Origin of the sequence: Corynebacterium macginleyi (assembly GCF_003688935.1) — a bacterium.
Taxonomy (GTDB): domain Bacteria; phylum Actinomycetota; class Actinomycetes; order Mycobacteriales; family Mycobacteriaceae; genus Corynebacterium; species Corynebacterium macginleyi.
This window is the reverse complement of record NZ_REGE01000006.1, coordinates 76,767-89,241: the sequence shown is the minus strand read 5'-3', so window position 1 is coordinate 89,241 and position 12,475 is coordinate 76,767. Positions and strand designations below refer to the sequence as shown.

General features: G+C 61.0%; 10 protein-coding genes. 5 read left to right on the top strand and 5 right to left on the bottom strand.

Annotation, left to right across the window (positions count from 1 at the left end):
* Window positions 1-17 precede the first annotated feature (17 nt).
* On the top strand, window positions 18-617 hold the full coding sequence (locus D9V82_RS06020) for a hypothetical protein (protein ID WP_121911524.1): 600 nt from the start codon (window positions 18-20) through the stop codon (window positions 615-617).
* 84 nt (window positions 618-701) lie between these two features.
* The gene (radA, locus tag D9V82_RS06015) at window positions 702-2,057 is read left to right on the top strand and encodes a DNA repair protein RadA (protein WP_121911523.1); all 1,356 of its coding nucleotides are present in this window, start codon (window positions 702-704) and stop codon (window positions 2,055-2,057) included.
* A gap of 146 nt (window positions 2,058-2,203) precedes the next feature.
* Here the strand turns inward: radA and D9V82_RS06010 are convergent, their stop codons facing one another.
* Both D9V82_RS06010 and D9V82_RS06005 read right to left on the bottom strand, forming a co-directional pair.
* The gene (locus tag D9V82_RS06010; RefSeq protein WP_121911522.1) at window positions 2,204-2,926 is read right to left on the bottom strand and encodes a hypothetical protein; all 723 of its coding nucleotides are present in this window, start codon (window positions 2,924-2,926) and stop codon (window positions 2,204-2,206) included.
* A gap of 10 nt (window positions 2,927-2,936) precedes the next feature.
* A complete protein-coding gene (locus D9V82_RS06005; RefSeq protein ID WP_121911521.1) occupies window positions 2,937-3,596 on the bottom strand; it encodes a carbonic anhydrase in 660 nt (219 codons plus the stop codon).
* A gap of 35 nt (window positions 3,597-3,631) precedes the next feature.
* Between D9V82_RS06005 and D9V82_RS06000 the strand changes: the two genes are divergently transcribed.
* On the top strand, window positions 3,632-4,486 hold the full coding sequence (locus D9V82_RS06000) for an HhH-GPD family protein (RefSeq protein ID WP_121911520.1): 855 nt from the start codon (window positions 3,632-3,634) through the stop codon (window positions 4,484-4,486).
* Window positions 4,487-4,526: 40 nt separating this feature from the next.
* Here D9V82_RS06000 and D9V82_RS05995 read toward each other — a convergent pair whose 3' ends face one another.
* From D9V82_RS05995 to D9V82_RS05985, 3 genes are all read right to left on the bottom strand, one after another.
* Window positions 4,527-4,697 (bottom strand): DUF4236 domain-containing protein, encoded by a 171-nt coding sequence (locus D9V82_RS05995; RefSeq protein WP_121911519.1) that lies wholly within the window; start codon window positions 4,695-4,697, stop codon window positions 4,527-4,529.
* A gap of 297 nt (window positions 4,698-4,994) precedes the next feature.
* Complete coding sequence (locus tag D9V82_RS05990) at window positions 4,995-7,856, bottom strand: ATP-dependent Clp protease ATP-binding subunit (protein WP_121911518.1); 2,862 nt, start codon at window positions 7,854-7,856, stop codon at window positions 4,995-4,997.
* 371 nt (window positions 7,857-8,227) lie between these two features.
* Window positions 8,228-9,682: an MDR family MFS transporter gene (locus D9V82_RS05985; protein ID WP_121911517.1), complete on the bottom strand. Its 1,455-nt coding sequence runs from the start codon at window positions 9,680-9,682 to the stop codon at window positions 8,228-8,230.
* 170 nt (window positions 9,683-9,852) lie between these two features.
* Here D9V82_RS05985 and D9V82_RS05980 point away from each other — a divergent pair, with 170 nt between their 5' ends.
* Window positions 9,853-10,716: a phytoene/squalene synthase family protein gene (locus tag D9V82_RS05980; RefSeq protein WP_121911516.1), complete on the top strand. Its 864-nt coding sequence runs from the start codon at window positions 9,853-9,855 to the stop codon at window positions 10,714-10,716.
* A gap of 35 nt (window positions 10,717-10,751) precedes the next feature.
* Window positions 10,752-12,335, top strand: coding sequence for a phytoene desaturase family protein (gene crtI, locus D9V82_RS05975; protein ID WP_121911515.1), 1,584 nt, complete (start codon window positions 10,752-10,754; stop codon window positions 12,333-12,335).
* Window positions 12,336-12,475 lie beyond the last annotated feature (140 nt).

The following is a 12,475-nucleotide window of genomic DNA, read 5'->3' as shown; positions in this document are numbered from 1 at the left end:
AACGCAATTGATGGAGGATGCTCAACGTGCAGTCCCTGAAGTCCGCCGCCCGCCGCGGTGCCATTGTTTCCGTTACCGCCCTCTCCGCTTTGGCGCTGGCTTCTTGCTCGGCAGGCCAGATCTCCCAGACGGCGGAGAAGGTAGCTTCGGTTGATGGCGCTTCTGCCAGCACCGATGACGATAAGATTGCCGTCCGTGACGTCACCATCCTGGCTGAGCCAAACGGTAGCGCCGCGTTGAAGTTCAACGCCGTCAACCAGGGTTATGACACCGATGTCATCACCTTGAGGTCCGTGAAGGTCGACGGCCAGCTTGTCGAGATGAAACAGCCCCAGCCACTCAAGCGCGATCACTCCATCGTGGCGAACGCTCAGAAGGCCCTGAATGCTACCCCGAATCACGATTCCGAGACCGTGCAATACGTAGCCACCCACCTGGATAACGATGATTTTGGCTACGCCGGACACCGCCCGGTTACCTTCGAGTTCTCTAACGGCACCATCGAGATCGACGCCACCGTTGCCGCCTCCCAGATGGAGTCCGGTAAATACAACCGCGATGTGGAATCCCCAGAGGGCTACACCACCGACGCAAACACCGGTCACTCGCACCACTAAAATCCCACCGCACGCGCGCTCTACTCTCCCTGCGGAGTACGGGCGCTTTCGTCGTTTTTGCCGCCACACTCTAGGCTCTAGACCATGGCCAAAAAATCTCGTCCCATCCACACCTGCTCCGCATGCGGTTATGTCTCTCCCAAGTGGCTCGGTCGCTGTCCCGATTGCGGTTCGTGGGGCACGATGGAGGAAAAGGTGGCGGGGGCATCGGTAAGCGGTGGGCACGCGAGTCTGGTGCCGACGAGCCCGGTACAGCCCATCACCCATGTGGGCGCGCAGACCGCAAAGACTGTGCGGACGGGCATCGGCGAGCTCGACCGCGTGCTGGGCTCCGGCATCGTGCCGGGCTCGGTGGTGCTGATGGCCGGCGAGCCCGGCGTGGGAAAATCCACGCTGCTTCTCGAGGTCGCCTCCCGGTGGGCCCAGCTCGACCGCACCGTCCTTTACGCTACCGCCGAGGAATCCGCCGGCCAGGTCCGCGCCCGCGCCGACCGTACCGGGGCGCTGCACGAATCGCTGTATCTCGCAGCAGAATCCAACCTGGATGCCGTCTTTGGGCACGTCGATGCCATCAAGCCCGGCCTTATCATTGTGGACTCCGTACAGACCATGCAGGCAGTGGGGGTAGAAGGCGTACCCGGCGGAGTCGCGCAGTCGCGTGCCGTGACCGCGGCGCTGACCTCGCTGGCGAAATCCACCGGCATCCCCGTGCTGCTGGTAGGCCACGTGACGAAGGACGGAAATGTGGCGGGACCACGTGTTTTAGAGCATCTTGTCGATGCCGTCTTAAACTTCGAGGGTGACCGCCAGTCCAGCCTGCGCATGCTGCGCGGGATGAAAAATCGCTTCGGCCCTACCGATGAAGTGGGCTGTTTCGAGCAAACCGCCGGGGGTATCCGGGAGGTAGCGGACCCATCGGGTCTATTCCTCTCGCACCGGGGCACGACGCCGGATGGTTCCGCAGTCACCGTCGCCATGGACGGGGTGCGGCCCATTCTCGCCGAGGTCCAGGCGCTGACCGTGGACCCCGTGGCGAAGAACCCGCGACGCGTGGTCACCGGACTCGATGCCAACCGCGTGCCCATGGTGCTGGCCGTGTTGCAAGCCCGCGCCGGCCAGCGCACGAACGATAAGGATGCTTATGTGGCCACGGTGGGTGGAATGCGGATTGGCGAAACCGCAACCGACCTGGCGGTAGCACTAGCTACCTGGTCCTCGCTGCACGAGCAGCCGCTGCCGGCAAAAACTGTGGTCATCGGCGAGGTAGGCCTAGCCGGCGAGCTGCGGCGCGTGCCTAATATTGAGCGGCGCCTGCAGGAGGCGGCGCGGCTGGGATACAAACGCGCCATTGTCCCGCGCGGAGACATCAACTCCGTGGCCGGTATGCAGGTGAGTCAAGTCGCAACGCTCGGCGAAGCCCTCGCCGCGGTCCAGCCATAGTTCAACCGTAGCCGGGGCCGGTCCTAGCCCGGCTGGTAACGAGGGGCGGGTATTCCAGCGGCGCGAACTTCTGCCCGAACTGGTTGTGCGTTACCTGCTTCCGCGCGAGTTATTTCCGCGCGGCCGAGCCTAACGAGGCCGCGCGCTTAGCGGAGGGTGAAGTCCTGCGGCGGGGAGGAATTATCGCCAATGACCGTATGGGCGAAGTAAGCGCCCGGCTCAGCGGTCGGGCGGTTGGTGCATTTGCCTGGTTCGGAGGCCTGGCGGGACCATTCGGCCTCGAATTTCAGGTCCTTGCCCGCCGGGAAGGTCTGCTCGCCGGTCTGCACGGAGGCGTAGCAATCGGTATCTGACCATACGCGCTGGTTATCGGTCATCTTGTAGACCTCGAAGCGCAGCGAGTTCTCATCTAGGTCGATTTTGCAATCCGCGGCAGTAGGGTTGGTGACTGTCATGAAGAACTTCGGCAGCTCGCCGTCCGGTACAGAGTACTTGAGCATAGAGGTGCGCACTTCGAGATCCTTAAGCGAGCACGTATCCTTCGCGGCGTGCACAGATTTTTCAGGATCCGTGCTTTCCGATGCCCCATCCTCAGCCTCTTCCGGCTCAGATTCTGATGCAGATTCCGGCTCTGATTTCGCCTCTGATTCCGACTCGGAAACGGACGCGGTTGCGGATTCGCTCATCGAATCCGCGGTCGTGGTAGACGCCGAAGATTCAGAGGACGTGGCAACAGAATCATTGCTATCACCGCCAAAGGCGGCCACAGCCGCCCAGATCAGCACCACGGCCAGGACGATCACGATGATAAGCGCAGCAACCCGGCGGCGCTTATAGATCTCTTCTGGAAGGGGCTTATTCGGATTCACGCACGTAATTTTACGTGGCAGACACGCCTGGATCCGCTAACCCAGCACCGCGTGTCAAGTCAACGCCGTGAGAGTGCAACGGCTCCACGCGCGAATCCTCAAGGAGGTAGCGGGCACCGACGATGCCGAAGGAGCCATCGTCAAGCTGCTTGCGCACATTGGGAATGCTGGCCACGACCTGGGTGACGGTTTGGAGGGTGTGCTTGCGCTCGACATCGGCAAGCGTAGCGTTATGTCCCGCCGTCCAGGCCGACGTCGCGACCTTCTCGATAATGGGCCGCTGCAGGCCGATGGGCAGCTCGCCACCGCGCACAAAATCCACCGCGGCCGCCACCGCGCCGCACGACTGGTGTCCCAACACCACCAACAGGTTGGGGTGAAGGTGGTCGAGCGCATAATCCAAGGAAGCCAGCACCGAAGCATCCAAGATGTGGCCGGCGGTGCGGATGACGAAAGCATCGCCGAAGCCGATATTGAAGATGTGCTCAATGGGCACGCGGGAATCGGAGCAAGCAAGAACCACCACCCGGGGGTCCTGGCCCGTAGTAAGCCCCTCGCGCTGATAAATCTTGTTGAGATCCATGATGGTGCCGTCGATGACACGCTGGTTTCCGGCCTGGAGGGCCTCCCAGACTGCCTGCGGCTCGTGGGCAACGTTACTTAATGGCATGAACTACACTCTAATGCCCTAGACTGTCCTCCACGATGGATACGCACGCACTTCTCTCCTGGTTCGACGCCAATGAACGCGATCTACCCTGGCGGCGCCCCGGTACCTCCGCCTGGGGAGTCTTGCTTTCCGAGGTCATGAGCCAGCAAACCCCCGTCGCCCGCGTCGCCCCCGTGTGGGAGGAATGGATGCGGCGCTGGCCCACCCCTGCGGACTTTACCCAGGCTTCCCGCGCCGAGGTGCTGCGTGCCTGGGGCAAGCTCGGCTACCCGCGGCGCGCGCTGCGACTCTGGGAGTGCGCGAGGGTAATGGACGAGGTTCCGGCAGACGTAGATGAGCTGCTGGCACTGCCTGGAATCGGCGACTATACCGCCCGCGCCGTGGCGTGCTTTCACTTCGGCCAGAACGTTCCGGTGGTCGATACCAACGTCCGCCGCGTCTATGCCCGCGCCGAGGACGGCAAGTTTCTCGCCCCGCCGCCTTCCAAGCGCGAACTCGCCGCAGTGGCCACGCTCTTGCCCGAGCGCAACGGGCCGCGTTTTTCTGCCGCGCTCATGGAACTAGGCGCGCTGGTGTGCACTGCGAAAAATCCCGAATGCGGGCGCTGTCCCCTGCGCACGACCTGCGCATGGCAGTTCGCCGGGTGCCCCGAGCCTTCTGCCACGGAACAAACCCGTGCGAAAAAGCGCGTGCAGAAATTTGCTGGTACCGACAGGCAGGTGCGCGGCAAGATTTTAGACGTGTTGCGTGCAGCAGATCACCCGGTGCCGCAGTCCGCGATCGACGTGGTCTGGCCCGACGCCGCGCAGCGTTCCCGTGCACTGGCTTCGCTGCTTGATGACGGCCTCGCCCAGCAAAACCCCGCCGGGCTCTTCCACCTGCCGGTGTAACCGCTCGCCGGGCCTATTAGCGATAAAGCACAGTGACTCGCTAACGCCAGCGGCCGCGGAAGTTGAGCCCGCCGGGGAGTTTGACCCACATGCCGCCGCGAGAATTAAACGTCACAGGCCCAATCTTCCTGGACATGGAGGCCCCGGATCCGGAAATGTTTATCCAGCTATTCTTGCCGGTCTTTTTACGCGAACGATAGTGAAATCCCATAACCGTTCATACTAGCAACACCCCCGCGCACTACACTGCGCTGCTGAACCGCCGGGCGGGGTGCACTCTCGTCGCCGGGTTCCTTCCAGGCACGGTGGCGTCGGCCGCGGGTTAGGATTCGATAGGCCCGCCAGACATGCAAGAACCACCCAGGGTTCACGGTGGAACCGTGGGTGGTTATGCGGGCCGACGGCCTCTAGCTCCTATTAGCTACGTTTTGTGGTTTGCCGCAGCAAACGGCTGTGCGGAGCGGGGCATTGACTGATTAGTTACATCAGCTTAGCTGTACCAGCTTAGTTACAGAGGCTGGCCAGCGCCTGCCGGGGGCGGGTTCTTTCCATCGTCATAGGAATTACCGGGGCGTGGCTTTTCCGCAGGCACATCCGGGGAAATGACGTCTGACTCGCCGTCGGTGTCGATGCTGTCGTCACTGGAACCGCCGTCCTTTGGGCCGTTACCTTCTGGGCCGCCGTTATCGGGTCCGTTGTCTGGGCTACCGTTTCCGTCGTCACCGTTATCTCCATCAGAATCAGCGCCATCGGCGGACGAGTCGGAGGGGATGTTGGCGCGAACGGAGGCATCGGCAAGCGAAGGCTCATCAAAGTCATCCGGCAGTGGCTTCGGGCGCGGGGTGAAGGTGAACGTAGCACCGGAGTCGTTTTTGGGCTCGCCGTCCCAGCCTTCAACATCGACCGAGATAATCTCGCCTGCGCCAATCTCGCCGAAAAGAATCTTCTCCGAGAGCTGATCCTCAATGTCACGCTGAATGGTACGACGCAACGGGCGGGCACCAAGAACGGGGTCGAAGCCGCGCTGAGCCAGGAGGTTTTGAGCCTTATCGGTGAGCTCAATACCCATATCGCGCTCGTTCAGCTGTTTAGCCACGCGGTCAATGAGCAGGTTGACCATCTCCACGATCTGCTCGCGGGTGAGCTGGTGGAAGACTACGACATCATCGATACGGTTCAGGAACTCCGGCCGGAAGTGCTTTTTCAGCTCGTCGTTAACCTTTACCTTCATCCGCTCGTATTGAGCGTTCGCATCGTTCTCGCTGGCGCCGGTGAAGCCCAAGCCCACCGGCTTCGAGATGTCCTGCGTACCCAAGTTCGAGGTGAAGATGAGGACGGTGTTTTTGAAGTCGACAACGCGACCCTGGCCATCGGTAAGCCGGCCATCTTCCAACACCTGGAGCAAGGTGTTGTAGATCTCCTTGTGGGCCTTTTCAATCTCATCAAAAAGCACCACGGAGAATGGCTTGCGGCGAACCTTTTCGGTCAGCTGCCCGCCCTCTTCGTAGCCAACGTATCCCGGAGGAGCACCGAAGAGGCGGGAGGCGGTGAAGCGGTCGTGGAACTCGCCCATGTCAATCTGGATGAGGTCATCATCCGAACCGAAGAGGAAGTTAGCCAGCGACTTCGACAGCTCGGTCTTACCCACACCGGACGGGCCGGCGAAGATGAAGGAACCGGAAGGACGGCGTGGATCCTTAAGGCCCGCGCGGGTACGGCGGATGGCGCGCGAAACGGACTTGACTGCCTCTTCCTGGCCGATGATGCGCTTGTGCAGCTCTTCTTCCATGTTGAGAAGGCGGGAAGATTCCTTCTCCGTCAGCTTCAGCACGGGGATGCCCGTCCAGTGTGCCAGGACCTCAGCAATTTGGTCCTCGCCCACCTCGGCGATGTCCTCGAGGTCCCCGGAGCGCCACTGCTTTTCCTTCTCAGAGCGCTCCTCGCCCAGCTTGCGCTCGTCATCGCGCAGGCCTGCGGCCTTTTCGAAGTCCTGGGCATCGATGGCCGCTTCCTTTTCCCGGCGAACCTGGGCGATGCGCTCATCGACCTCGCGCAGGCTCTTCGGAGCGGTCATGCGCTTAATGCGCATGCGGGCACCGGCCTCATCGAGAAGATCGACAGCCTTATCCGGCAGGAAGCGATCGTTGATGTAGCGGTCCGCCAACTGTGCGGCGGCGTGCAGCGCCTCATCGGTATAGGATACGCGGTGATGGGCCTCGTACTTATCGCGCAGGCCCTTCAGGATAAGGAAGGTATCATCCAGCGACGGTTCCTCAACCTGCACCGGCTGGAAACGACGCTCCAGCGCGGCATCCTTTTCGATGTGCTTGCGGTACTCATCCAATGTGGTAGCACCGATGGTCTGCAGTTCGCCGCGGGCCAGCTTGGGCTTGAGCAGCGATGCGGCGTCGATGGCGCCTTCGGCAGCACCGGCACCGACGAGAGTATGAATCTCGTCGATGAACAAGATGATGTCACCGCGCTGGTTGATTTCTTTCAGCACCTTCTTCAGACGTTCCTCAAAGTCACCGCGGTAGCGAGAACCGGCAACCAAAGAGCCCAGGTCAAGCGAGTACAGCTGCTTGTCCTTGAGCGTTTCTGGAACCTTACCGTTGACGATATCCAGCGCCAAGCCTTCCACCACAGCGGTCTTACCAACACCGGGCTCACCGATGAGTACCGGGTTGTTCTTGGTGCGGCGCGAGAGCACCTGCATGATGCGCTCAACCTCGGACTCGCGGCCGACGACGGGGTCTAGCTTGCCGTCCTTGGCTGCCTGGGTGAGGTTGCGGCCGAATTGGTCCAGCACCAACGAGTTGGAGCGCTCGCCGGAGCTACCGGAGCCACCGCGCCCACCAGCACCGGCACCTGCGCCCGCGCCAATGGGGCCGGGGGTCTGGTTAGAGTCACCGCCGCTTTCTTGCTGCCCGCCCTCGTAGCCGGACAGCAGCTGGATAACTTGCTGGCGTACGCGCGGCAGATCCGCGCCGAGCTTCGTCAGCACCTGTGCGGCAACACCGTCCCCCTCACGGATGAGTCCTAGTAGGAGGAATTCCGTGCCAATGTACTTGTGCCCCATCTGCAGGCCCTCGCGCAAGGACAGCTCGAGAACCTTCTTAGCGCGCGGAGTAAAAGGAATGTGGCCGGTGTGCGGCTGACTGCCCTGGCCAATGATCTCCTCTACCTCACGACGCACGTCCTCCAAGGAAATTCCCATAGATTCTAAGGCTTTGGCAGCTACACCTTCTCCCTCGTGGATAAGGCCGAGCAGGATGTGCTCGGTTCCGATGTAGTTGTGGTTAAGCATGCGTGCTTCTTCTTGCGCCAAGACGATGACGCGACGCGCACGGTCTGTAAACCTCTCGAACATGACTCCCCTAAACTTTCGCTTCTAATCTGTTATCCACTGTAACGTCGCACGCCCCAAAGGATTTCCTCTTTTTGTCTCCCCTGGCCCCGCAAACGCCCCAAACCGCCCATAATCGCAGCTCACACGGGTGTACGCCGGTAGCGAACAGGACCTATTTGGCCTAAAATCTCCTTCATTCTGCCTATCACCCCGTAGATATGAAAGACGAAATCTACCGTGGCACACTTTCCCGAATTCTTCGCTTCCCAGCACAATCTGCGCGATAAGGCAGTCGCGACAAGACAGTACCGAATGAGGCACCCAATTCCACCTTTTGTGGTGGAGTTTTTGTTCCGCTAGGGCTATAAAGGCACAGCCTTGCCCGCTCGGCGCTAGCCAGCGGCGGGCACGCGTTTAAGCAGCGGTGCTAACACGAGCACGAAAAGTGAGAGCATACCGGCGAACAGGAAGGCCCAGTGCGCGCCTTGGGCGGTGGCAGCGGCCTCGCTCATACCCTCGGCCTTGCCGGACTCAGTACCGCGGGTCAAAAAGGCCACGAGGAAAGCAGTGCCCGCCGCACCGGCCAGCTGCTGCAGTGTATTCAAAATGGCAGAGCCGTGCGAGTGCAGCTCCTGGGGAAGCGAGGACAATGAGACCGTCATCAACGGGGTCATCATGAGCGCGATGCCCACGGCAAACAGCATATGCATACCGATGACCATCCACACCTCACTATTCTGCGTCAACAGGGTCATCAGCCAGATACCGGTAGTAAACATCATTGCGCCGGGAATCAGGATAGGCCGCGGCCCAAAAGCATCATAAATCCGCCCCACAATCGGGGAAATCCCTCCCTGTACCAGGCCGCCGGGCATGACCACCAAACCGGTGACCAGCGAGGATACCGCCAGCGACGTCTGGAGATAAATAGGTAGGATATTCACCGTGCCCAGAAGCAGGGCGAACATGAGCAGCATGGCGATGACCGCGAGGGTGAAATTGCGGACCTTGAACGGGCGCAGGTCCAATAGTGCGCGGTTTACCTTGACGAGCCGGAGTTGACGCCGGGTGAAGGCGATAAGGGCGAGGATGCCGAGGAGGAGCAGGAGGGCATCGGCAAGCGCACCGCCCTCCACCATCTTGTCGATGGAAGACAGGCCGTAAATAAGCCCGCCGAAGGCCAGAGCGGATAAGAATACCGACGGAATATCGAGCGGGGTGTCCCTACGCTCGCCCACGTTGACCAGGCGAACATAGCCGGCGATGCTCACGGCGGCGATGAGCGGAACCATGGTCCAGAATATAGCGTGCCAAGACGCCATGCCCACAATGAACCCGCCAGCGGTAGGGCCTAAGGCCGGCGCCACGGAGATGACCACGGTGATTATGCCCATGACGGTGCCGCGGCGCTGCGGTGGAACTAGCGTCATGGCCACGGTCATCAGAGTGGGAATCATCAGCGCGGTACCCACGGCCTGCAGCACGCGGCCGGCCAGCAGCAGCTCCCAGAACGGGGCGAGAGCCGCCAGCACCGTGCCTGTGAGGAAGACGCCGGTAGAGGTGCCAAAAATTTGCCGAGTGGTGAACTTATCCAGCAGGAAACCGGTGGTGGGAATGACCACGCCCATGGTGAGCAAGAAGCCGGTGAGTAGCCATTGTGCAGAGGTCGCCGGGATGGAAAAATCCGCCATGATGGTGGGCAGCGCCACCGAAAGCGCAGTTTCATTCAAGATCATCACCATCGCAGTCAGCACCAAGATGGTAAGGTTAGCTACGGTTTCGGCGGAGATTTTAGAGGCGGGATTCTGAAACACTAAATCAGGATACTGAGTTGGCTTAACCTGCAAAAATTGGGGCGGATGATTTAGGTGTCTTCTACCGCACGGTCCATTTCCGTTCATCATGTCAGCATGGCAAATATGACCACGGTGGCCGGACGCCGCATGGCAGAAACCATCGCCCGGTGCGATGTGCACCAACCGCTCGGGCGCTGTAGGCGCGTGCTACTTTTGCAAGTATGTTGACTCGCTATGACCAGGCGGCCTCGCGCGCGGCCGCGCAGGTTATGGCGCAGTATTCCACTAGTTTTTCCCTGGCTACGCGCCTGTTGCACGGCAGGGTGCGCGAAGATATTCGCCACCTCTATGCCGTGGTGCGCATCGCGGATGAGCTTGTCGATGGCACCGCGCACCAGGCCAACACCGACGCCGCCGCCGCGCTCGATGCATACGAGTCAGCGATCCTGGCGGCTCCGGAGAAAAGGCTGCACACGGATCCCGTCATACACTCTTATGCTATTACCGCTAGGCGTTGCGGTTTTCAGCGCGAGCACCTCGTAGCCTTTTTCGATTCCATGCGCGCCGATCTTAGCCAGCGGAAGTATTCCGCCACCCAACTCGCCCAGTATATCTACGGCTCCGCAGAGGTCATCGGCTTATTGTGCGTGCAGGTCTTCCTCGCGGAAGAAACCGTGTCCGCCGCTGACCGCGCCACGATAGACCGCGGTGCGCGCCACTTGGGGTCAGCGTTTCAGAAGATTAATTTCCTGCGGGATTTGGGCGAAGACTCCTCCGTCCTGGGCCGGGCCTATTTCCCACAGGCCGCTGGTGGGGAGCTTTCTGCGGCCACGCAGTCCGCGCTCATCGCCGATATCCGCCGCGAGCTCGCAGCCGCCGAAAAATCCATTCACCTCTTGCCGCTTTCCGCCCGCGTTGGGGTGCGTGCGGCCACCGATATCTTTACCGAGCTCACCAACCGCCTCGCCGCCACTCCCGCCGCGAAGTTAAAAACCACCCGGATATCCGTGCCGAATCGGACCAAGGTGTGGCTGGCCGCCCGCGCAGTACGGGGCGCACGGGACAGGAAAACACCGCGCGAGTAGAACCCCGCCAAGAACTGCAGACTAAGGAGAACATCATGCACGCCGTTGTCATCGGGGCCGGCATCGCCGGCCTAGCCACCGCTGCCCTGCTGGGCAAAGAGGGCTACGAGGTCACCGTCGTAGATTCACGAAAAGAGGTAGGCGGGCGCGCGGGCAGTTATACGGAGGCCGGGTTCCGCTGGGATACCGGTCCGTCCTGGTACCTCATGCCGGATGCCTTCGACCACTTCTTTTCCCTCTGCGGTACCTCGACCGACAAGGAACTGGATCTGGTGAGTCTCTCGCCGGATTATCGTGTCTACACCGCAAGCCCCACCAAATCCGGTAATGGCACCACCTCGCGCCCTACCCCCGTGGATGTTCACTCCGGCACCGACAACGTGGCCCAACTTTTCGAGTCGCTAGAACCAGGTGCCGGCAGCCAGGTACGCACCTATTTGGCAAAAGCCAGCGACGCCTACCAAGTAGCGCTCGATCACTTTTTGTACACCACCTTTTCGGCGCCGTTGAACCTGGTGCGCGCGGATATTCGGCATCGGCTAGCGCGGATTGCAGCGCTGCTTACTACGAGCTTGCAAAAACACGTCAATAGGCAATTTTCGGATACCCGCCTGCGCCAGATTCTCTGCTACCCAGCGGTTTTTCTCTCCTCCGAGCCGGCCGCAGCCCCAGCGTTATATTCCCTATTGAGTCATACCGACCTGGTAGAAGGCGTGCGCTACCCCCTTGGTGGATTCCACGCCGTGGTACAGGCCATTTGCCGCCAAGCAGAAAAATTCGGCACCACTTTCCGCCTGGGCGAAGAGGTCACCGCCATAACCACCACCGGCGGATCTTCCGCCCGCGCCACCGGCGTCCGCACAACGAACGGGCACATCGATGCCGATATTGTGGTCTCCGCCGCGGATTTACACCACACCGAAAATCAGCTACTGCCCCGGAAGCTGCGCACCTATCCGGAACGCTACTGGACTAGGCGCAATCCAGGGCTGGGCGCCGTGGTCGTTCTGGCGGGTGTTAAGGGGAAGCTTCCGCAGCTAGCTCACCACACCTTCTTGTTCAGCCAGGACTGGGGCCCCGATTTCCGCGCGGTCTTTTCCGGGCCAGAACCTACGCGCCCGCTAGGGGCCTCTAAGTCCGTCTACATTTCGAAGGTTTCAGCCACCGACGCGGATGTCGCACCAGGAGACCATGAAAACCTGTTCTTCCTCATACCTGTACCCGCCTCAGAGGCCTACGGGCACGGCGATGCCTACCACGGCGAGGCTTCCCCTCGCGTTGCTGCTATTGCCGAGGCCACCCTCGACCAACTTTCCCACACCGCCGGCATCCCTGACCTCCGCAAGCGAATCACCATCACGCGCAGCCTTGGACCAGCCGATTTTGCCGAGCGTTATCACGCCTGGTCAGGTGGCGCTTTAGGGCCAGCACATACGCTTTTTCAATCTGCGTTCTTCCGCGGGCGCAATGTCTCACGCAAGGTAGCCGGACTCTACTACGCTGGTGCGACCACCGTGCCGGGCGTCGGTGTACCGATGTGCCTGATTTCGGCAGAAAACATCATCAAGCGCCTGCGCGATGATCGCTCCGCTGGCCCGCTTCCCACAGATGATGCCTGAGAACACTAGGTATTCCTTGCCGCTCGCTCTTCGCGGCGCGGTTTGCGAGGCACAACTCCTCCCGTTCGGCCTCGATTGTGCAGCCTTCGATGCGCAACCTCCTTTGTGCAACCTCCTACGCACAACGTCGGATGCAATAG

Bases quoted from the DNA above. Each gene is read 5' to 3' on its own strand.
- D9V82_RS06005 (WP_121911521.1), bottom strand. From the start codon at position 3,596: ATGCCATTAAGTAACGTTGCCCACGAGCCGCAGGCAGTCTGGGAGGCC.
- D9V82_RS05995 (WP_121911519.1), bottom strand. From the start codon at position 4,697: ATGGGATTTCACTATCGTTCGCGTAAAAAGACCGGCAAGAATAGCTGG.
- D9V82_RS05980 (WP_121911516.1), top strand. From the start codon at position 9,853: ATGTTGACTCGCTATGACCAGGCGGCCTCGCGCGCGGCCGCGCAGGTT.
- crtI (WP_121911515.1), top strand. From the start codon at position 10,752: ATGCACGCCGTTGTCATCGGGGCCGGCATCGCCGGCCTAGCCACCGCT.
- radA (WP_121911523.1), top strand. From the start codon at position 702: ATGGCCAAAAAATCTCGTCCCATCCACACCTGCTCCGCATGCGGTTAT.
- D9V82_RS06020 (WP_121911524.1), top strand. From the start codon at position 18: ATGCTCAACGTGCAGTCCCTGAAGTCCGCCGCCCGCCGCGGTGCCATT.
- D9V82_RS05990 (WP_121911518.1), bottom strand. From the start codon at position 7,856: ATGTTCGAGAGGTTTACAGACCGTGCGCGTCGCGTCATCGTCTTGGCG.
- D9V82_RS06000 (WP_121911520.1), top strand. From the start codon at position 3,632: ATGGATACGCACGCACTTCTCTCCTGGTTCGACGCCAATGAACGCGAT.